Genomic DNA, 21,146 nt, shown 5'->3' with positions numbered 1-21,146 from the left:
TTTTACTGATTTTTATGTTTTTTATAGTAATAACTCGCCGCTACTAAATCTTCTAAAGCATGTCCTACCGATTTAAAAACCGTAATTTCTTCTTCATTTTTACGCCCTGTTTTTTCACCAGAACATAATTCAAATAAATCTGCATTAATGTTTTCTTCTTTTAAAACGCCTGTTTGTAACGGAATTAAGATATCGCCACTTTCTTTTAATCCTCCTTGATAGGTATCAATATAAACTGAACCTTTCGTAATTACTTCATTATCAGCTTCACGCATATCTTTTTTATACGCTCCAACTAAATCAACATGTTGCCCTGCCTTTAAATATTTCCCTAAAACTAGCGGTGTTTTTGACAACGTTGCAGATGATATAATATCAACTTCGGATATTTTTTCTTCGATAGTTTTAACAGCAGTAATTGTAAAACTTTCATTTTTAAGCGTTTCACAAATTGCTTGTGCTTTGCTAAAATTACGTCCCCAAATAAATACATTTTTAATTGGACGAACCGAAGCGTGCGCTTTAATTAAGTTGATTGATAAAGATCCTGTTCCTAACATCAATAATGATGATGAATTTTCTCTTGATAAAAAAGAAGATGCCAAAGCAGATGCTGCTGCCGTACGTTTTGCTGTTAAACTTTTTGCTTCTAAAATTGCTTTGATAGTTCCTTTTGTGGCATCTAAATAAATATACGTTCCGTTAATAGAAGGCAAATCAAACTGCTGATTTTCTGGACTTACCGTTACTATTTTTACCCCCGCATCTTTACTCGGATTCCAAGCTGGCATCAATAATAAGGTCGAATCCGCATTTACTTTTGGATTCGCAAAATCATGATGATGACGCATAGGAACCATCGTATCTTTTGATGAAAAAGAAGTTCTTAATTCAGCAACTAATTCTGAAAAATTAGTGTTGTTTTCGATAAAATTACTGTCTATTTGGATAATTGTTTTCATCTTCTAAAAATAGCTATTTTTAAACAATCCACCACATATTAACTACATATATACCAATATAAGCAATATACTTGTTAAAATAATATCAGAGCAAACACCATAAAGCCTGTATTTTTATCAAAAAATATTAATAAAGTGAAAAAACTACAATTATTCCTACTTGTATCTTTAGTCGTTTTTGCATCATGTAAAACAACTACAGAAAAAAAAATCGTATCATTTAAACAACAATTACAAACAACGTTTCCAAAAGCTCAAATAGATTCTATTGAAGCCAAAGATCATTTTACCGAAGCCTACCGAGTTGTTTTGAAACAACATTTAAATCCTAAAAATCCTTCGGAAGGAACTTTTGACCATTACATGTATGTTTCACATGCCGATTACAACAGTCCAACGGTTTTAATTACCGATGGATATGATTCTAGAAATAGAACAACTGAATTAAGTAAAGTATTCAAAGCCAATCAAGTAATTGTAGAATACAGAATGTATGGAAAATCAAGACCCGATTCTATTCCTTGGAAATATTTAACCAACGACAATGCTATTGAAGATTATCATAACATTGTTACCAAATTAAAAAGCGTATATGCTGGTAAATGGTTATCATCAGGAATTAGTAAAGGAGGAGAAACGACCTTAATTTATAAAGCTAAATATCCAAAAGATATTGATGTTGCGGTGCCGTATGTTGCACCGTTAATTAACGGATTAGAAGACCCAAGAACCAATGATTTAATCAATTCAGTTGGTAGCGACGAATGTAGAGCTGATATTAAAACTTTTCAAAGAGCCGTTTTAAATAACAGAAAAGAAGTTTTAGCCTTATTAGCAACACATGCTGAAACTAAAAAAATGAACTTTACGGAACTTTCTCAAGAAGAAGCGTTAGAATATGCTGTTTTAGAATTTCCTTTTTCTTTCTGGCAATGGGGAAGCGGAAAATGTGAAGATCTACCTTCAAAAGATGCTTCAGCAGAAGAATTATTCAACTATTTAAATAAAATTTCTGGTTTTTATGTTTATAATGATGCAGGATTCAATAAACTTTTGCCTTCTTTTTATCAGCATATTAGAGAATTAGGATATTATGGTTTCGATTTAGAACCTGTAAAAGATTTATTAAAAGTTGTTAAAAGTTCTAGTAATAGTAGATTTGCTCCTAAAAATGTAGATTTAACGTATAATCCTGAATACATTAAAGAAATCAGAAATTATATTGAAACAAAAGGAACGAATATCTTATATATTCAGGGAGCTTATGACCCTTGGGGTGCTTGTGGACCAACACCAAAACAAGGTGTTGATGCGTTAAAAATGGTTTTAGAAGGTGGTTCTCATGCGACTAGAATTAAAGATTTTTCAAAAGAAGATCAACAAAAAATTTACGCAAAATTACAAGCTTGGTTAGGAAAGGATGTAAAATTATATCCTTTAAAATAATTAAAATCAGCTTATATATGTGTTTTATTTATATTGATAAATAAAATTAGAACGCAATAGTATTCACAAAAAAACACTTTAGATATATCTAAAGTGTTTTTTATTTTATGCGATGCTACAATAAATTTAGCATGACTTTTTAACGTTAATTTGACTATTTCTTAAAGTTTGAAATTCCTTTTTCTAACCAATTAAAATATTCATTGGCATCTGGTGTGTAAGATGCTGGAGCGATTAAATTTGCTTCATCGTGTCCCATCAATACATAAAAAGGTTGTGAGTTTGCCTTGTATTTTATGGTTTGTAATTCGCTCCATTTTTGCCCGATATATTTTAATTTTTTGTTCGGATTTAATTTAGAAACTACAATTTCATCTTCTTCTAATTTTCTTTTATCATCGACATATAGCGAAATTAGCACTACTTTATTCTTTAAAATATCCAATACTTTAGGTTGTACCCAAACATTTTGTTCCATTTTGCGACAGTTTACACAAGCGTGTCCTGTAAAATCGATCATTATAGGTTTTCCTACTTTTTTAGCATACGCTACACCTGTATCATAATCATGAAATGATATGATATCATGTGGAGGCATTATATGCGCTCCTTCTGGTAAATTAACTAATTTATCAAGTTGAGGATCTGTATTTTTATTTCCAACAATCAAGGCATTTTGTTTGGTATATCCAACGCCATACGGAGATTCACTATAATATTGTGGTGGTGGAAAAGCACTTATTAAATTCAGAGGAGCTCCCCATAAACCAGGCAACATGTATAAGGTAAATGTTCCTACAACCAAACCAAAACACAATCTTCCTACGGATATATGATGCTCTGGGCTATCGTGTGGTAATTTAATTTTACCTAATAAGTATAAGGTTAATGCTCCAAATATAGCAATCCAAATAGCGATAAATACTTCTCTTTCTAAGAAATGTGCTTGTAATACTAAATCGGCATTTGATAAAAATTTAAAAGCTAAGGCTAATTCTAAAAATCCTAAAACAACTTTTATGGTATTTAACCAACCTCCCGATTTTGGCAATGAATTTAACCAACCAGGAAATGCGGCAAATAAAGCAAATGGTAATGCTATTGCTGATGAAAAACCTAACATTCCTACAATTGGTGCTACACCTCCTTTTGATGCCGCTTCAACCAATAATGTTCCCACAATAGGACCTGTGCAAGAAAAAGTAACAATCGCTAAGGCTAATGCCATAAAAAAGATACCTATTAAACCACCTTTATCTGCTTTTGCATCTACTTTGGTTGCCCATGAACTTGGCAAGGTAATTTCAAAAGCACCTAAAAAAGAAATGGCAAAAATCACTAAAATTAAAAAGAAAGCAATATTAAACCAAACATTAGTGGATAATGCATTTAAAGCATCTGCTCCAAAAACCCAAGTAACAACAGTACCTAGCAAAACATATATGGCGATAATTGATACTCCATAAATAATAGCATTTTTAATTCCTTTTGCTTTATTTTTACTTTGTTTGGTAAAAAAACTAACGGTCATTGGAATCATTGGAAAAACACAGGGCGTTAATAAGGCGGCAAATCCTGATAAAAAAGCGATAAAAAATATAGCAATTAGTCCTCTTTTATCTTTCTTAGTTTCCTCTTTATTGACGGACTTTGTTGTTTCGGTAGTATTTTGTTTTTTTAAAACGGCTTTACTGATATCAAAAACTAAATCAATTTCTTTTGGAGGCAAACATTGCTCGTCTGTACAGGCAATAAATTCAACAAAAGCATTTACGGTTTTTATTTTTTGATTGGCATTGTTTATCGTTATTTCTTGTATGAAAACAGCCTTATTAGCGAATGATTTAATATTCATTCCTTGGTCACTAAAGAGTTTTGTAAATTTTACTTTTCCTTTTGGTTCTTTAGTATTTCCTATTATTTTTAAATCGCCACCGTTATCATCGTAGGTAAATGTTGTTGGAATAGGACCTCCTTTGGGTACATCTTGCGAATATAAGCTCCAGCCTTCTTTGATGGTAGCTTGCGTTATTAATTTATAATTTGAATCAGAAATTTTTTCGACTTTGGTACTCCATTGAATCGGGTTAAATATTTGACCTGAAACAGATACGTTAATCAATAACGTTAGAAATATGATATATATATTTTTCATTTAATTTTGAAATAAGTTTTTTGGTTGATTAATTAATTTTAAAAGATAAAGCAACTTCCTCTGGAGGCAAACAGCTTTCTTTTGAGCATACCATATATTCAACGGTACCTTTTATGGTAAATTTTTCATTCGTTTTTAAGCGAACTCTTTGTGTAAAAATGGCTTTATTTTCAAAATATTTAATACGCATTTCAAATATTTCATCATTTGCCACGAGTCCTTTTCCTTCTTTAGTATTTCCTTTTTTCATGTAACGTTTATCTCCTGTAAACGAAAATAAGGTTGGTATCGGTCCTCCTTTATCTATCTTTTGAGAATAAATATACCATTGATTTTCTAGTGTTGCCACGGCTATTAATTCACTTTCTTTATCAGAAATTTTTTCGACTTTGGTACTCCATTTTACAGGATTTTCTATTTGTCCATAACAAGTAACACTTATTATAAAAGTAAATAGTAGTATTAATTTGCTCATTATTATATGATTAATCGTTTTTATTCAATTTTTAGTAAAAATAACATCTTTCTACATCAAATAACGTTACATTAAATAAAATTTACTGTTTTAGACTTTTTTTAACAAAAAAAAGAGTAATCATTTCTGATTACTCTTTGTTTAGTAGCGGGAACTGGACTCGAACCAGTGACCTTCGGGTTATGAGCCCGACGAGCTACCTACTGCTCTATCCCGCGATTTCGAGTGCAAAGATACATCTTTTTATACTTACTAAACAAATAAAAGTTATTTATTTTTTTAGAGACTGTTTAAATTTTATTCAATTCGGTTTTATTGTAGAAAATCGAATCCGTCAACCTGAATTTAGTTCCGTTTTGCATTCTTATTAGCCAAAATTTTTAGTTAGCTTTTTATGATAATTTATATCAGTTTTGAAATAAAGTTTTATTGATGAAATTTTAAGCACAAAAAAACCTCTATCAAAAAGGATAGAGGTTTTGTGGGGAGAGCAGGATTCGAACCTGCGAAGTCGTAAGACAACGGAGTTACAGTCCGTCCCAGTTGGCCGCTTTGGTATCTCCCCAAAGCTATAAAAAGATAAAAGCTTCTCTTATTAATAAGAGAAGCTTTTTAGTGACCGGGCTGGGGCTCGAACCCAGGACCCTCTCCTTAAAAGGGAGATGCTCTACCAACTGAGCTACCAGGTCATTATTTATCTCCTTAGCGGTTGCAAATATAGAAGCTATTTTTATATTTCACAAATTTTTTTAATAAAAAAACACTAAATTTAAAACAAAAAATGGAACAAGCTCATTATCTGTAGGTTAATTAACTATTAATTTTGACATAAATAATAGTTCCTGAAATAAAGACAGTAAAAAACAACTAATTATATAAAAACATTAAAAAGAAATCCTTCTGAAATTTATAGCACTAATTTTAAGAGCTTGTTTAAAAATATATAAACTGTCAGTTCGAGTGATTTTTTCCTTAAAAAAAAACTAAAAATATAGCAAATCAGGATGATAACCTGAAATAAATTCAGGTTGACAGATTCTATTTTTTATTTTTCTGTGATATTTTTTTAGATGAAATTTAAACAGGCTCTAACTTTAGCCAAGTCTTTTTTACTGGAAGAAATTTTAGATTATTTTAATAGTATTGCTACTAAAATAAATTCAGTTCATTTTTATTCAGAAGAAGAGAATATCAATCAGAAGTAGTACAATCAAAAGATTTTTACCCGAAACAAGCATTAAAAATTTCCCTTTACAAAGGAAATTAATTTTACTTCATAAGACGTAGAAAATAGATGCTTTTAGAGTCTAATTTAAGAACACTATTCAATAATATCATACTTGATCCCTAAAATCACTCTTAAAAGATTTTATACTATTCTAAAAAACAATTGTAAAAGAAAAAACGCTTCGATAAATCGAAGCGTTTTTTTTTAAATTTTAAGAAAACTTAAATTCTTATAAAGAAGCTACATGTTTAGCTAATTTTGATTTTAAGTTAGAAGCTTTATTCTTGTGAATAATGTTGTTCTTAGCTAATTTATCTAACATAGATACAACTGTAGAGAACATCCCTTGTGCTTCTGCTTTATCTTCTGAAGCTTTTAATCTCCTAACAGCATTACGTGTTGTTTTATGCTGATATTTGTTTCTTAAACGCTTAGCGTCGTTACTTCTGATTCTTTTTATTGCTGACTTGTGATTTGCCATTATACTAAATTCTTAAAGGTTTATAAAAAACTTTGTAGTCCGTACGGGAATCGAACCCGTGTTACATGGATGAAAACCATGCGTCCTAACCCCTAGACGAACGGACCAAAACAATCTTTCTGATTGAGAATGCAAATATACAATAATTTTACATATCTACAATTAATTTAATTTTAATTTTTGAACTTCTGCTTTAATAAAAAAACAACAATGAATTTTTATAAACTCAGTTTAAAATTGTAGTCCGTACGGGAATCGAACCCGTGTTACATGGATGAAAACCATGCGTCCTAACCCCTAGACGAACGGACCGTGACAAACAATTTATCTGATTGCGGGTGCAAATATACAACTCTTTTTTATTTACACAAGTATTTTTTATTTTTTTATTTATAAATTTCAAAAAACGAACTCAAAAAACATCAAAAAAACCTGATTTAAAACAACTTAAACCCTAAAATAAAAAATACTAAAAAGTTATTTAATTTTTATTCAATATTACTTTACGTATAAAGATTCATGAAAAAACAATTAAAGAACCTGTTAATTCGAATGGTTCTTTACTATAAAAAGGGCGAACCTATGTGTTCGCCCCTACAAAATAAAATTGTCAAAAATTTTATAAAAAAAACGAAACGTAATAACTAAAAATAATCATCGTAAATAAGCTTAGCCCCGATTGAAGCAATTGTTTGAGCTCCTTTTTTTGATTTTTCTTCAAAAAAAGAGCGAGTGCGGAAAGCGGGAAATAGCTCCCAAAAAAAAATCCCGCAAATGCAGGATTTTTTAAAATATTCTTAGAGCCTGTTTAAATTTCATCTAAAAAAAATGACCGCAAGGAGTTAAAACCCCTTGTTAAAAGGCACTAAAAATAACAAAAAAAGCTAAAAACTGTGGCGAATTAGGATGAGAAACTGAAATAAATTCAGTTTGACGCATTTTTATTTTAAAACAAGGAATTTTAACCCCTTGCCATACTATTTTGATGTTACAAAAATTTTATTCAATATTACTTTACGTATAAATATTCACGAAAAAACAATTAAAGAACCTGTTAATTCGAATGGTTCTTTACTATAAAAAGGGCGAACACATAGGTTCACGCCTACAAAATCAAATTGTCAAAAATTTTATAAAAAAAACGAAACCTAATAACTAAAAATAATCATCGTAAATAAGCTTAGCCCCGATTGAAGCAATTGTTTGAGCTCCTTTTTTTGATTTTTCTTCAAAAAAAGAGCGAGTGCGGAAAGCGGGAAATAGCTCCAAAAAAAAAATCCCGCAAATGCAGGATTTTTTAAAATATTCTTACCAAATTAAAAACGTAATTTAATATGCTTTCGCAAAAAGAACCCTTTTTGTAGAAGGATTTCCCGTGAAAATACACGTCCCTATCTCCTCTTTCGAATCATTAGGAATACATCTAATCGTAGCTTTTGTAAGTTCTTTTATCTTATCTTCCGTAGCTTCCGTTCCGTCCCAATGTGCCAAAACAAAACCGCCTTTATGCTCAATAACATCCTTAAATTCTTCAAAAGTTTCAACCTCCGTGGTATGATTTGCTCTATAATCTAAAGCTCTTTTAAATAAATTTTCCTGAATTTCTTCTAATAAATTAGTGATAAAATCAACAACGCCATCAATAGCAACAGTTTGTTTCTCAAAAGTATCACGACGCGCAATTTCAACCGTACCGTTTTCTAAATCACGATTTCCCATTGCTACTCTTACAGGAACTCCTTTTAATTCGTATTCTGCAAATTTAGCACCTGGTCTGTAAGTATCTCTGGTATCAAATTTAACAGAAACTCCCTTTTTACGTAACTCTTTTACAATTACGTCTACTTTTTCAGAAATTGCTTCTAATTGGTCATCTCCTTTATAAATAGGTACAATTACAACCTGAATTGGAGCTAATTTTGGCGGTAAAACTAAACCTGCATCATCGGAATGCGTCATAATTAATCCTCCAATTAAACGCGTAGAAACTCCCCAAGAAGTTGCCCAAACATATTCTTTTTTCCCTTCTTTTGACGTATATTTTACATCAAAAGCTTTGGCGAAATTTTGCCCTAAAAAATGCGATGTTCCCGCTTGTAATGCCTTTCCATCTTGCATTAATGCTTCAATGGTTAACGTATCCTCTGCACCAGCAAAACGTTCACTTTCCGATTTTTTCCCTTTTATGACGGGCATCGCCATAAATTCTTCAGCAAAAGTTGCATATATTTCTTGCATTTGTGTTGCTTCAAAAATAGCTTCGGATTTTGTTGCGTGTGCCGTATGTCCTTCTTGCCATAAAAATTCTGCAGTACGCAAAAATAATCGGGTACGCATTTCCCAACGAACCACATTTGCCCATTGATTTATCAATAAAGGTAAATCTCTATGTGATTGAATCCAACCTTTATAAGTATTCCAAATAATTGCTTCCGATGTTGGACGAATTACTAATTCTTCTTCTAATTTTGCGTTCGGATCAACTCGTAATTTCCCTTTGTTATCAGGATCATTTTCTAAACGATAATGCGTTACAACAGCACATTCTTTCGCAAATCCTTCCGCATTTTTCTCTTCTGCTTCAAATAAACTTTTGGGTACAAGCAACGGAAAATAAGCATTCTGATGTCCTGTTTCTTTAAACATTCTATCTAACTCTTTTTGCATATTTTCCCAAATAGCATATCCGTAGGGTTTAATCACCATACAGCCTCTAACGGCCGAGTTTTCAGCTAAATCAGCTTTTACCACTAATTCGTTATACCATTTCGAGTAATCTTCGTCTCTTTTTGTTAAATGTTTGCTCATAATCAAAAGTTTGGCATAAATATTGTTATTTTTTATGCGTAAATTGTCACTGCAAAATTACGTTAAAAAAGGCGACAAGCCCAACAAACAACTTAAAACTTAAACCATGATGTTATTCCATAAAAAATTTAAACTTCCCATGTATATAGCATCATTATTTATGATAATAACGCTTGTTTCCTGTGGAACAACACAATATGTTAGCAGTAATGATGATGGAATTTATGCCGATGATATTACTTTAAAAGAAGTACGTCAGAAACAACAAAAAGAATATCAACAGAAACAGCTAGAACAAAGCAAAAGAGAAATACTTGCTTCCAAAAATAACAATCAAGAAAATTATTTTACCAAAGAAATAAATCGTTTAGATGACTTAAATAATACCGATATTTTTACAGATATTGAAAATTATAGCTCTAAAAGAAATGATGATAATAATACTCCTGAAGATCGTTATTACGATCATAATCAACAAAATAACAGAAATTACACATCCCATGAACCTTGGGGATATCGCAATCAAGATAATTACGACAATAATATAAATAATGTAATCGTTATAAACACCCGACCACGTTGGGGATACTACAATCATTGGCGATATAATAATTATTATAATAACAGTTTTTACAACGATGTTTATACCAATTTTAATAGTGGAATTTATATTGGAATAAACAATTATTACAATCCTTATTATAATCCATATTACAGCTATTACGGAAATTCTTATTACAGAAATCACTACTATAATAGACCATATTATTATAGAAATAATTACTACAATAACAATTATTCAAGAACTCGTAGTGGCGGAAATCATTACAGAGGTAATAGACTGAAAAATAGCAGAAACAACCGAAATTACAACAATTACAAAACCTACAGAAAAAATAATTCTCGTACTAATAGACAATATTCTCCCTCAAGAAGAAGCACTAGAAATTATAATAACGAAGATTCTAACAGAAATTCATCAACAAGAAGAAACGCTAATTCAAATCGAAATAAATCGACTAGAAATAACAGAAGTACTCCTAGAAGAACATATAATTCTTCTAGAGAATCTAGAAATACCCGAAATTCATCAACAAGAAGTTCATCAACAAGAAATGCTACTAGAAGTTCAAAAACATATACCAGACCCTCTTCTTCTAGGAATCAGCGCAACAATACAAGTTCTAGCAGACGCTAATTAGACGCTAATTTTAAAAAAACAAAATCAAAATGAAACAATTCTTAACTTTAGCAATGCTTATCGCTAGCACTTATACAGGTTTTTCTCAATCTTTAAATTACAATGAATTAGGCGTTTTATTTTCTGAAGATGCCAATTACGGAACAGCTCGTTTTGAAGCCATGAGCGGTGCTTTTGGAGCATTAGGTAGTGATATTTCTTCCGTAGGAATTAATCCTGCAGGAGCATCTGTGAGTACAAAAAGTGTGCTTTCCGCTACTTTAAAAAATCAAAATACCAACTACGCAACCCAATATTATGGGAATAAAAATAACACTAAAAATAATGAATTTAACATCAGCCAAGCAGGCGCAATTTTAACTTTTGATACCGCCTATGATTCTGATTGGAATCGGTTTGCATTAAGCTTTAATTATCGAATTAAAAAAGATTTTAACAGCCTTTATACCGCAAACGGAAACAGCAATAACGCTTATTTTACCGAACACATAAACGATGCTTCTATTATTTTTGATGCGCCACAAGAACAATATATCGAGAATAAAACTAAAGGAAAAAGTAGCGTTTTTAGCGTTGGATTTTCAAGCGTCTATCAACAGAAATTATTTGTGGGAGCTAGCTTAAATTTTCATAATCTTGAATTTGAACAACTTCTAAAAATAAATGAATTTAATAATGATAAAAATGGAAATACACTCGACGCATTTAACGTGCAAGACAGTTATTTTGATGCCAATGGATTTTCATTAAATTTTGGTGTTATTTATAAATTTAATCAGTATATTCGAGCAGGATTAGCCTACGAAACGCCCACTTGGTATTCAGAAGTTTTTGAACAAAGTAACCTAATTCCTTTTGATGAAAATGATGTGATTTATCAAAATTATATCGGTTATTTTGATGTAACAACTCCAGTTATTGAAAATGATTACGAAAGTGATAATCCTTTTACAGAGAATGTATATCGTTTTAAATCGCCCAGCAAAATAACCCTAAGTGGCGCGTATATCTTCGGAAAAAAAGGACTTATCAGTATTGATTACACTTACAAAGATTACACAAATACCAAATTTAATGACGGCGATTTCTCTAAAGAAAATGCCAGTTTTGCAAACGATTATCGAAATACACATACCTTGAATATTGGTACAGAATGGCGTGTCGATAAAATGAGCATTCGTGCAGGATATCATTATGAAAAAAACCCTAATTTAGTTTTAGGTGCAAACACCAATAAAGATAATACAAGCGGTTTTTCAACAGGTTTAGGCTATAATTTTGGCAATATAACCTTTGATATCGCCTATACGAAACGAGAAAAAAAACAGTTTTATACCGCATATCAATTAGGAGATATCAATAGTAATACTAAAACATCTAACGTTTTAGGAACAATTACTTTTAGCCTGTAAATCAACAAAAACGTAACAAATTTTAAACACTAAAATCCTGCTTTTGCAGGATTTTATTATATATACATATCTCAATTTTTTACCGTAATTTTGTACTTCATTTTTACACCCTATTTTATACCTTATTATGAGCGTAATCAAAATAAATATACAAGAAACAAATAACGAAACCATTCTGAAATTTATCAGTAATTCAATTTTAGTGAACGGTGGAAGTTATGAATTTAACAATATAGACGAAGCTAAAAATTCGCCCTTAGCACAACAACTTTTTCACCTTCCATTTGTGAAAAAAATATTAATTACCGCCAATTTCATCGCAATTCAACGCTATGAAATTGTACAGTGGGAAGATGTTGAAGAAGAACTTCGTGAGCAAATTGAAAACTATTTGCAACAAGGAAATAAATTGGTAGAAGAAATAAATACCAAAAAAGAAGCCGTTGAAATATATGCCGAAGTAACACCAAATCCTGCAGTAATGAAATTTGGTTCAAACAAAGCACTTACGCAAACCGATGTCGAATTTAAAAACATTGAAGAAGCAAGCAAATCTTCGCCATTAGCACAAGAATTATTCGGGTTTTCATTCGTAAAAGAAATTTTTATTTCTGAAAATTATGTGTCAATCACAAAATATGATATGATTGAATGGAATGAAGTACATCAAGAAATACGCTCTTTTATCAGAAGCTATATTCAAGATGGAAAAACAATTATCAAAGAACTTCCTAAGCAAAAAACAACGGAAAATGTAGAAATTCCAAAGGAAGATTTAACCGATACCGAAGCTAAAATTGTCGATATTTTAGACGAATATATTAAACCTGCCGTGGCTTCTGATGGAGGAAATATTGCATTTCAATCCTATGATGAAAAAACAAAAAGAGTCAATGTAATTTTGCAAGGAGCATGTAGCGGATGTCCGTCATCAACAGTAACCTTAAAAAATGGTATCGAAACAATGTTGAAAGAAATGTTGCCTAATCAAATTAATGAAGTCGTTGCCATTAACGGATAATTTTTTAAAATAAATAGCAAAAACAACACCTAAAACAACATCAAAAGAATGTCAAAAACAATCAAACCATACAAAGATTCTGACTTAGGAAAAAAAGAACAAGTAGTAAAAATGTTTGACAATATTTCGGAAGATTATGACGGATTAAACCGTGTTATTTCTTTAGGAATTGACGTTAGTTGGCGAAAAAAAGTAGTGAAATTAGTTGGTGAAAATAATCCGCAACAAATTTTAGACATCGCAACAGGTACAGGTGATTTAGCCCTAATGATGGCAAGTTTACATCCTCAAAAAATTGTTGGTTTGGATATTTCAGCAGGAATGCTCGAAGTTGGTAAACAGAAAATATCCAAAGAAAATTTAAGCGACACAATAGAAATGATTGTGGGCGATAGCGAAAATATGCCTTTCGAAAACGAAACTTTTGATGCAATTACCGTTTCTTTCGGAGTTCGAAATTTTGAAAACCTAGACAAAGGATTGACAGAAATACGCCGAGTTTTAAAAACTGGCGGAAAATTAGTCATCTTAGAAACGTCTAATCCTACAAAATTTCCGTTCAAACAAGGCTATAAATTTCATACCAATTTTATACTTCCTATTATTGGAAAATTATTTTCAAACGATAAAGTTGCCTATTCTTATTTATCAGAAAGTGCAAATTCTTTTCCTTTCGGGCAAGCGTTTAACAATATTTTACAAAAAAATGGGTTTAAAGAAGTAACTAATTTACCAGTAACCTTTGGAGTTGCTTCAATTTATACCGCTTTAAAATAATATGTTAAAAAAACTTTTCTTTTTAGGATTTTTCGGATTGATTTCAATTTCGATACAAGCACAAACCGAAAAAATATTAAATCTACCTAGTTTTGATAAACCAATTTTTCATTATGGTTTCTACTTAGGCGTAAATAATAACGGCTATAAAGTAGCTTACAAACCGAGTTATTTTGATAATTCGGAAGTAGAAGTTTCAACTTCTGTTGGATTTAATGTGGGGTTAATTGCCGATATAAAATTACATAATAATTTGAATCTACGCTTTGAACCTGGCTTAATGTCAAACACAAAAACCTTACATTTTAAGCATATTGAAGGCTCCGAAAACCTAAATACCAGAGAAGTTGGTGCTACCTATTTACACTTGCCCTTTATTTTAAAAGCAAGTACCAATAGAATGAATAATATTAGACCCTATGTTTTAGGCGGTATTTCCTATGATTATAATTTTTCGAGTAATGAAAAAAATAAAGATGATAATGCTGTTGGAGAATTTAGAACAACTTCTAATAACTTTATGTATGAACTTGGTATTGGTGTCGATTTTTATTTAAGTTACTTTAAATTTTCACCATCAATAAGAGGCGTTTTCGCCATTAATAATGAATTAGTACCCGACACTAACAGCCCAAGTCAATGGACAGATCCTATCGATTATTTAGGAACAAGAGGTGTCTTTTTGCACTTGTCTTTTGAGTAAAAAAAGATATCTAAAAATTAAAGTATCAAAATAAAAAACATCAACAAAAAAAGCGACTATAATAGTCGCTTTTTTACCTTGAATAGTTCAACTAATTTAAAACCTTTAAACTTACTATTTAATTCTAAAAAATAAAATATCAAAAGTAAAAACAAGTATATAAATTAAAGTAATAGAAAAATGACTTTCATTGAAGAAAGTCATTTTTATAAATATGAAATAGAAGTCCCCCAAAATCTACTTCATACAATTATGACACACTTTTTTATTAAAAGTCACTTATAATAAAAAATGACCACCTTTCGGTGGTCATAATAGTAAAGATAAATCTTTACCTATAAAATAGAAGTCCCCCGAAATCTATCATTTTTTTTAATTATTTTAAATAATTGACGACAAATATAAAATAAAAATTAGATAAACTGCTAATTTTCAATAACTATTTTACCATTTACAATATCATTAATAGGAAAAACAACTTTTCCTTCTGCTGTTGTAACTGTTAAACAAATGTTATCAATTGCTGTAACAACACCTTTCACATCATCAATAATAACTTTTTGACCGATGCCTATATTTTTTCTTGAATAATATCCATATAATAAACGTACTACCACCTCTTTTGCACCAAAACCAAACGCTAACGTAAAGGCTAATAATATAGAACCTATTAAAAGTGTTAAATTACTTTTGATAATCGAAGTATCAACTCCTGCTTGATCTAGCGCGGTTATCGATAAAAAAACGACAATTAAATAAAAAGCAATATTTCCGACTAAATTTCCACCAGATATCTCTAACGATTTAAACATCGTTTGTGTTGATTTTTTAATAACAGTACCTAAATAAACACCTGCTATAAAAATTCCTACGGCTGTTAATAGTTTAGGTAAATACGCAAAAAAAGTTTTTATTCCTTCGGATACCACTTCCAATCCAAAAATATTGGAACCTGCCATCACAAAAGTTAATATTAAAAACCACTTTAAAAGTGTCGTTATTATTGTTGATAAGCAAATTTTTATGGTCGAATTCCCAAAAATTGGTGTTTTACTTATTTTTTTAGATAATTCATCAATCTTGGTTTTAGCCAATCCTTTTCTTACGATATACAAGAAAAATTTAACAATCAACCAAGTTAAAATTACAAAACCAACAAACCCTAAAGCAGTTGGCAACGAATCAATAATATTTTGAAAAACATCTTTAAAAGGTGCTAAAATATCCATTTGTAATACATTCATTTTTCTTTTATTATTAAATTTTACTTAGTTCTTTTCAGTTTCTTTTTTAGATACTCCTCCACTTAATAGGTCTGTAATTGTACTCGGGTACTTTACCATAAATAGATCTGCCAAATCTATTGATAATTTTATCATTGCCACATCTTTAAGTACTTTATTTTTAAGTACCTCTGGCAATTCTTCATTATGTAACATTTTTTTGAATGGATTCTCCATAATTATTACAGTGCGTTGTATGCTTTTATAACTTTTTCTTTTGCTCGTTTTAAACGCATTTTTACGGCGCTATCCCCTAAGCTTAATACGTCTGAGATTTCTTTAATAGTCATATCATCTTGATATTTCATTAATAGAATCATTTTTTCAGGGGCAGATATAATTTCAAGTGCTTTGGCTAATTTATCGGATTTTAATTCAAATAAAGTCGCATCGTCAATTTCATCTTCATCACTATTCTCTCTTATTTGATCGGTTACAATCGTTACTTTTTCTTTCTTTTTTTCTTTATTTCGCTGCACATAATTTACACAGAAATTATAGGTAAAAGAATATAACCACGTCGAAAATTTGGACTTATTTTTAAAAGTTCTTAACTTAACGAATAATCGAATAAAAACATCGTGGGTTAAATCTTGTGCTTCTTCTTTGTTCTTCGAAAAACCATAACATTTATTATACACAACGCTAGCATAACGGTCGTATAAAACAGCGAATAAATGACTATCATTTTTTTCAACTATTTTAGCAACCAGTTCTTCATCGCTAAGTTTTGTAATATCAATACTTTCCAATAGCTAAATTTAGTTGTTAATTTATAATATAGTTAGGTTTACTACTTTTTAGACACTTTTATTTTTAAAAAGTCACATTTTAATACAAACTCTAATTACAATACTACTTCTAAAGTTGAAATTTCAAGTTTAATATCTAATTACTTAAAAAGTATTTAGTATGTCTCAACCAAATTTAACGAAAATTCTTCAAATTTAACGAAAATTGCACTCAAAATAAAAATTTTTGATTTTTTTTGTAACATTTCTCCTACATCGTACGTATACTATAATGTAGGGAATGATTGATGAATTAAAAATACCACTTAATTAAGATGAGACAACTTAAAATTACCAAACAGGTTACCAATAGAGAAACCGCTTCTTTAGATAAATATTTACAAGAAATAGGAAAAGTAGATTTAATTACTGCGGATGAAGAAGTAGAATTAGCTCAAAGAATTAAAGCTGGTGATCAAAGAGCTTTAGAGAAATTAACCAAAGCCAACTTACGTTTCGTTGTTTCGGTAGCAAAGCAGTATCAAAACCAAGGATTAACCTTACCCGATTTAATTAATGAAGGGAATTTAGGACTTATAAAAGCTGCAAAACGTTTTGATGAAACTCGTGGTTTTAAATTCATTTCGTACGCCGTTTGGTGGATTCGTCAATCAATATTACAGGCGTTAGCAGAACAATCTCGTATTGTACGTTTACCGTTGAATAAAATTGGTTCTATCAACAAGATAAATAAAATGTACGCCTTTTTAGAGCAAGAAAATGAAAGACCTCCAAGTCCTGAAGAAATTGCCAAAAAGTTAGACATGACCGTAAATGACGTAAAAGAATCAATGAAAAATTCGGGTCGTCATGTATCGATGGACGCACCTTTAATTGAAGGAGAAGATTCTAATTTATATGATGTTTTAAACTCTGGTGAATCACCAAATCCTGATAAAACATTATTACACGAATCGTTACGCATCGAAATTAGCCGTGCTTTAGAAACCTTAACACCTCGTGAGGCAGATGTTGTAAAATTATACTTCGGATTGGGCGAACAACAACCTATGACTTTAGAGGAAATCGGAGAAACTTTTGATTTAACGCGTGAACGTGTTCGTCAAATTAAAGAAAAAGCAATCCGCAGATTAAAACATACTTCTCGTAGTAAAATTTTAATGACCTATTTAGGATAACAATCACAGATTTTTTTTTAGATAAAATAATAAAACTCTCCAATTAATTTTCGAGAGTTTTTTTTGGAGCTAATTCCTGCTTTCCGCTATATCTTTTTTTCATACTTCAAAAAAGGATGCCGCTGCAATCAGGGCTAAACATTCTAACAAAACAACTTACTAAACAACAGCATTTTTAAAAATTAAATTAAAACTAAATTCTCGTCATGCTGAATTTATTTCAGCATCGCATCAACAGGAGAACTACGGCAAATCAGGATATGAAATTGAACTAAATTCAGTTTAACGGATTCGATTTCTTATTTTTACGTTACAAAACTTTTTTAGATAAAATTTAAACAGGCTCTTAGTAAACAACAGCATTTTTAAAATCAGTAAGAACCGTTTTAAACACGAATTAATTATCTTTGCGACAACAAAACAAACAAAACAACAACAAACTAATGAGTAATTTAATTGCACCTTCCGTTTTAGCCGCAGATTTTGCGAATCTACAAAGAGACATCGAAATGATAAATAATAGTGAAGCTGATTGGTTTCATATTGATATTATGGATGGTGTATTTGTTCCTAATATTTCTTTTGGAATGCCTGTTTTAAAAGCGATTACAAAACACGCTAAAAAAACAATTGATGTACATTTAATGATTGTAAATCCTGACCAATATATTCAAACTTTTGCTGATTTAGGAGCGAATATTTTAACCGTACATTACGAAGCTTGCCCACATTTACACCGAACTATTCAAGCAATAAAAGCCGCAGGAATGAAAGCTGGAGTTGCCTTAAACCCACATACACCAATTTCGGTTTTAGAAGATGTTATTCAAGATTTAGACATGGTTTGTATCATGAGTGTAAATCCTGGTTTTGGAGGACAATCATTTATTGAAAACACCTATAAAAAAGTAAGTCAATTAAGACATTTAATCGAATTTTCAAATTCAGAATGTAAAATTGAAATTGATGGTGGCGTAACCGATAAAAATGCGAATCAACTTATTGAAGTTGGTGCTGATGTTTTAGTTGCTGGTAGTTATATTTTCAAAAGTGAAAATCCTACGGAAACTATCGAAAATTTAAAGAATTTGATTAATTAATCATTTTATGTTCTAAAATTATTGAAATCTTTAAAAAATTAAAAAAACAAGGGGTTGAAACCCCTTGTTGCTTTCTCAAATAATCTCCTTAAAACTGCGCTATCAAGAAATTTATTAAATCGGTAGTGGTAACAATTCCGACTAACTTATTTTTATCAACCACAGGCAAGGCATGAAACTCTCTTTTTGCCAGAACTTCTGCCACCTCTTTTACAGTCGAATCGACATGAACGGTAACCAGATTTTTAGCCATCACTTGCTCGATGCTAAACATATTATAAACTACCGAATCAATCTCATTTTCATCATCATCAATAGCATCTGCAAAACTGATTCTTAATAAATCCGTATAACTTAACATTCCCTTAATTTTTGAACCAGCAACAACAGGAATATGGCGTATTTTCTCCCTTTTAAATAATCGTTCTGCTGTCATTAAATCATCAGTACTTTTTAATGTTATTACATTTTTAGTCATTATCTCTGAAACTCTAGTATCTTTATTCATCTTATTTCTTGTTATTTCTTGTTTTCTATTTTGATTTATCAGTATAAATTTCAGGAATTAAATCAACTTAAAAGCTAATTAAAATCAGCTCTTTTTATTTTATTTTTTTGTAAATTATCGCCTGAAAAAACCTTGAATATTCACACTAAATTACACTAATTCATTAAAAATTGATAGAAGAACTACAACAACATTACGGCTATATATTTGAAGAAAAATTAATCAACGAAATAGCCAACGTAGGCGTATATAAGGAATTTAAAGAAAATACCGTAATTATTGATGCCGATAGCTATATGTTTTCGATTCCGTTAATTTTAAGCGGTGCAATTAAAGTTTTAAGAGAGGATAAAGACGGTGATGAATTGGTGCTATACTACATCGAAAAAGGCGATACCTGTGCCATGACACTTTCCTGCTGCATGGGAGAAACCAAAAGTAAAATTAAAGCCGTTGCCGAAACTGATGTTACCGTACTTATGATTCCTAAAAATAAAATGTCGGAATGGTTAAGCAAATACAAAAGCTGGCAAGAATATATTTTACAAAGCTATCATTCTCGATTAAATGAATTTATTGAAGCTGTCGATTCTATTGCGTTTTTAAACATGAATGAACGATTACTTAAATACCTAAAAGATAAAGCAATGGTCGTTGGAAATGATGTACTAAATGTTACGCATCTCGAAATAGCAAACGATTTACATACTTCAAGAGTCGTGATTTCTAGACTTTTAAAAGCTTTAGAAAAAAAATCAAAAATTGAATTACATCGAAATCAAATAAAAATATTAGAGCTTTAAAATCTTTTTTAGAGCCTGTTTAAAAGTTAAATAAGACTAAATTCTCGTCATGCTGAATTTATTTCAGTATCGCACAAAGTGAAGAACTACGGCAAATCAGGATGTGAAACTGAAATAAAAATCCCTTTGACGGATTCGATACTATTTTTTTCAACAAGGGGTTTCAACCCCTTGCCTGCTTGCCTTACTATTTTGACCTTAAAAAAATTTTAAATGAAAATTTAAAAAAGTTATAATAATTAATAATTTTAATAAACAAAAAAAATCAATAACCTAATAATTAGGTTATTGATTTTTTTGTGACTGCGAAGGGATTCGAACCCCCAACCGTCAGAGCCGAAATCTGATATTCTATCCAGTTGAACTACGCAGCCATTTTATTATTGATAAAATTTACGCCAATGTTTTTTTAACAATTGTTGATATTGTTGCGCCATCGGCTTTTCCTGCTAATTCTTTTGATACGATTCCCATAACTTTGCCCATATCTTTCATTCCTGTTGCGTTTGTTTTGGCGATAACCTCAGCCACTACTTTTGCAATTTCTTCTTCGGATAAAGCTTCTGGTAAGAACTGTTCTAAAACTGTTGCTTCTTCGAGTTCTGGTTTTGCTAAATCATCTCTTTTTTGCTCGGTAAAAACAGCGGCACTATCTTTACGTTGTTTCACTTGTTTTTGAATAATTTTAAGCGCTTCTTCTTCGGATATTTCTGTTGCTGTTCCTGTTTGGGTATTTGCAATCATAAAAGCAGATTTTAAAGCTCTAAGCGCCGTTAACGCAACGGTATCTTTTGCTTTCATAGCTACTTTCATTTGTTCTATCACTTGTTTTTGCAATCCCATTTTTTTTGTT

General features: G+C 30.7%; 19 protein-coding genes and 6 tRNA genes. 9 read left to right on the top strand and 16 right to left on the bottom strand.

The window, feature by feature from the left end:
• Window positions 1–2: 2 nt before the first annotated feature.
• The gene (locus L0U72_RS00990; protein WP_233883779.1) at window positions 3–962 is read right to left on the bottom strand and encodes an ornithine cyclodeaminase family protein; all 960 of its coding nucleotides are present in this window, start codon (window positions 960–962) and stop codon (window positions 3–5) included.
• A gap of 135 nt (window positions 963–1,097) precedes the next feature.
• Here L0U72_RS00990 and L0U72_RS00985 point away from each other — a divergent pair, with 135 nt between their 5' ends.
• Window positions 1,098–2,408: a S28 family serine protease gene (locus L0U72_RS00985; protein ID WP_233883778.1), complete on the top strand. Its 1,311-nt coding sequence runs from the start codon at window positions 1,098–1,100 to the stop codon at window positions 2,406–2,408.
• Window positions 2,409–2,562: 154 nt separating this feature from the next.
• On the opposite strand, the gene L0U72_RS00980 is transcribed toward L0U72_RS00985, so the two are convergent.
• The 9 genes from L0U72_RS00980 to proS all read right to left on the bottom strand — a co-directional run bounded on the left by L0U72_RS00980 (window position 2,563) and on the right by proS (window position 9,555).
• Entirely contained in the window at window positions 2,563–4,563 is a 2,001-nt protein-coding gene (locus L0U72_RS00980) for a protein-disulfide reductase DsbD family protein (RefSeq protein WP_233898170.1), read from the bottom strand.
• Window positions 4,564–4,591: 28 nt separating this feature from the next.
• A complete protein-coding gene (locus tag L0U72_RS00975; RefSeq protein WP_233883775.1) occupies window positions 4,592–5,038 on the bottom strand; it encodes a protein-disulfide reductase DsbD domain-containing protein in 447 nt (148 codons plus the stop codon).
• A 145-nt stretch (window positions 5,039–5,183) separates the two neighbouring features.
• Window positions 5,184–5,256: transfer RNA gene (locus L0U72_RS00970), tRNA-Met, on the bottom strand.
• Window positions 5,257–5,520: 264 nt separating this feature from the next.
• A tRNA-Tyr gene (locus L0U72_RS00965) sits at window positions 5,521–5,603 on the bottom strand.
• Between the two features lie 51 nt (window positions 5,604–5,654).
• Window positions 5,655–5,727 (bottom strand) — tRNA-Lys (locus L0U72_RS00960).
• Between the two features lie 768 nt (window positions 5,728–6,495).
• Complete coding sequence (gene rpsT / locus L0U72_RS00955; protein WP_101918076.1) at window positions 6,496–6,747, bottom strand: 30S ribosomal protein S20; 252 nt, start codon at window positions 6,745–6,747, stop codon at window positions 6,496–6,498.
• A gap of 35 nt (window positions 6,748–6,782) precedes the next feature.
• A tRNA-Glu gene (locus L0U72_RS00950) sits at window positions 6,783–6,854 on the bottom strand.
• A gap of 133 nt (window positions 6,855–6,987) precedes the next feature.
• Window positions 6,988–7,059, bottom strand: a tRNA-Glu gene (locus L0U72_RS00945).
• A 1,017-nt stretch (window positions 7,060–8,076) separates the two neighbouring features.
• The gene (gene proS, locus L0U72_RS00940; RefSeq protein ID WP_101918077.1) at window positions 8,077–9,555 is read right to left on the bottom strand and encodes a proline--tRNA ligase; all 1,479 of its coding nucleotides are present in this window, start codon (window positions 9,553–9,555) and stop codon (window positions 8,077–8,079) included.
• A 106-nt stretch (window positions 9,556–9,661) separates the two neighbouring features.
• Here proS and L0U72_RS00935 point away from each other — a divergent pair, with 106 nt between their 5' ends.
• The 5 genes from L0U72_RS00935 to porT all read left to right on the top strand — a co-directional run bounded on the left by L0U72_RS00935 (window position 9,662) and on the right by porT (window position 14,669).
• On the top strand, window positions 9,662–10,753 hold the full coding sequence (locus L0U72_RS00935; protein WP_233898169.1) for a hypothetical protein: 1,092 nt from the start codon (window positions 9,662–9,664) through the stop codon (window positions 10,751–10,753).
• Between the two features lie 32 nt (window positions 10,754–10,785).
• Complete coding sequence (locus L0U72_RS00930) at window positions 10,786–12,168, top strand: OmpP1/FadL family transporter (protein ID WP_233898168.1); 1,383 nt, start codon at window positions 10,786–10,788, stop codon at window positions 12,166–12,168.
• A 127-nt stretch (window positions 12,169–12,295) separates the two neighbouring features.
• Window positions 12,296–13,189 (top strand): NifU family protein, encoded by an 894-nt coding sequence (locus L0U72_RS00925; RefSeq protein ID WP_101918080.1) that lies wholly within the window; start codon window positions 12,296–12,298, stop codon window positions 13,187–13,189.
• Between the two features lie 48 nt (window positions 13,190–13,237).
• The gene (gene ubiE, locus L0U72_RS00920) at window positions 13,238–13,966 is read left to right on the top strand and encodes a bifunctional demethylmenaquinone methyltransferase/2-methoxy-6-polyprenyl-1,4-benzoquinol methylase UbiE (protein ID WP_233898167.1); all 729 of its coding nucleotides are present in this window, start codon (window positions 13,238–13,240) and stop codon (window positions 13,964–13,966) included.
• Between the two features lies 1 nt (window position 13,967).
• Window positions 13,968–14,669 (top strand): type IX secretion/gliding motility protein PorT/SprT, encoded by a 702-nt coding sequence (gene porT, locus L0U72_RS00915; RefSeq protein ID WP_233898166.1) that lies wholly within the window; start codon window positions 13,968–13,970, stop codon window positions 14,667–14,669.
• A gap of 425 nt (window positions 14,670–15,094) precedes the next feature.
• On the opposite strand, the gene L0U72_RS00910 is transcribed toward porT, so the two are convergent.
• The 3 genes from L0U72_RS00910 to L0U72_RS00900 are packed head-to-tail and all read right to left on the bottom strand — an operon-like array spanning window position 15,095 to window position 16,704.
• Window positions 15,095–15,913 carry a mechanosensitive ion channel family protein gene (locus L0U72_RS00910; protein WP_233883762.1) on the bottom strand — a complete coding sequence of 273 codons (819 nt, stop codon included), beginning with the start codon at window positions 15,911–15,913 and terminating at the stop codon, window positions 15,095–15,097.
• Window positions 15,914–15,937: 24 nt separating this feature from the next.
• Entirely contained in the window at window positions 15,938–16,129 is a 192-nt protein-coding gene (locus L0U72_RS00905; protein ID WP_101918084.1) for a hypothetical protein, read from the bottom strand.
• Between the two features lie 5 nt (window positions 16,130–16,134).
• Complete coding sequence (locus tag L0U72_RS00900) at window positions 16,135–16,704, bottom strand: RNA polymerase sigma factor (protein WP_101918085.1); 570 nt, start codon at window positions 16,702–16,704, stop codon at window positions 16,135–16,137.
• A 314-nt stretch (window positions 16,705–17,018) separates the two neighbouring features.
• Between L0U72_RS00900 and L0U72_RS00895 the strand changes: the two genes are divergently transcribed.
• Both L0U72_RS00895 and rpe read left to right on the top strand, forming a co-directional pair.
• Window positions 17,019–17,882 (top strand): sigma-70 family RNA polymerase sigma factor, encoded by an 864-nt coding sequence (locus L0U72_RS00895; RefSeq protein ID WP_101918086.1) that lies wholly within the window; start codon window positions 17,019–17,021, stop codon window positions 17,880–17,882.
• Between the two features lie 443 nt (window positions 17,883–18,325).
• Entirely contained in the window at window positions 18,326–18,982 is a 657-nt protein-coding gene (rpe, locus tag L0U72_RS00890; RefSeq protein ID WP_233898165.1) for a ribulose-phosphate 3-epimerase, read from the top strand.
• 88 nt (window positions 18,983–19,070) lie between these two features.
• Here rpe and L0U72_RS00885 read toward each other — a convergent pair whose 3' ends face one another.
• Window positions 19,071–19,490 (bottom strand): CBS domain-containing protein, encoded by a 420-nt coding sequence (locus tag L0U72_RS00885; RefSeq protein ID WP_101918088.1) that lies wholly within the window; start codon window positions 19,488–19,490, stop codon window positions 19,071–19,073.
• A 170-nt stretch (window positions 19,491–19,660) separates the two neighbouring features.
• Between L0U72_RS00885 and L0U72_RS00880 the strand changes: the two genes are divergently transcribed.
• On the top strand, window positions 19,661–20,293 hold the full coding sequence (locus L0U72_RS00880) for a Crp/Fnr family transcriptional regulator (RefSeq protein WP_101918089.1): 633 nt from the start codon (window positions 19,661–19,663) through the stop codon (window positions 20,291–20,293).
• 300 nt (window positions 20,294–20,593) lie between these two features.
• On the opposite strand, the gene L0U72_RS00875 is transcribed toward L0U72_RS00880, so the two are convergent.
• Window positions 20,594–20,667: transfer RNA gene (locus L0U72_RS00875), tRNA-Arg, on the bottom strand.
• A 19-nt stretch (window positions 20,668–20,686) separates the two neighbouring features.
• On the bottom strand, window positions 20,687–21,136 hold the full coding sequence (locus tag L0U72_RS00870; RefSeq protein ID WP_101918090.1) for a GatB/YqeY domain-containing protein: 450 nt from the start codon (window positions 21,134–21,136) through the stop codon (window positions 20,687–20,689).
• Window positions 21,137–21,146 lie beyond the last annotated feature (10 nt).

It is taken from the genome of Tenacibaculum piscium, assembly GCF_021390755.1.
GTDB classification, from domain to species: domain Bacteria; phylum Bacteroidota; class Bacteroidia; order Flavobacteriales; family Flavobacteriaceae; genus Polaribacter; species Polaribacter piscius.
Note: the sequence above shows the minus strand (reverse complement) of the source record. Positions and strands in the feature narration are given on the sequence as shown.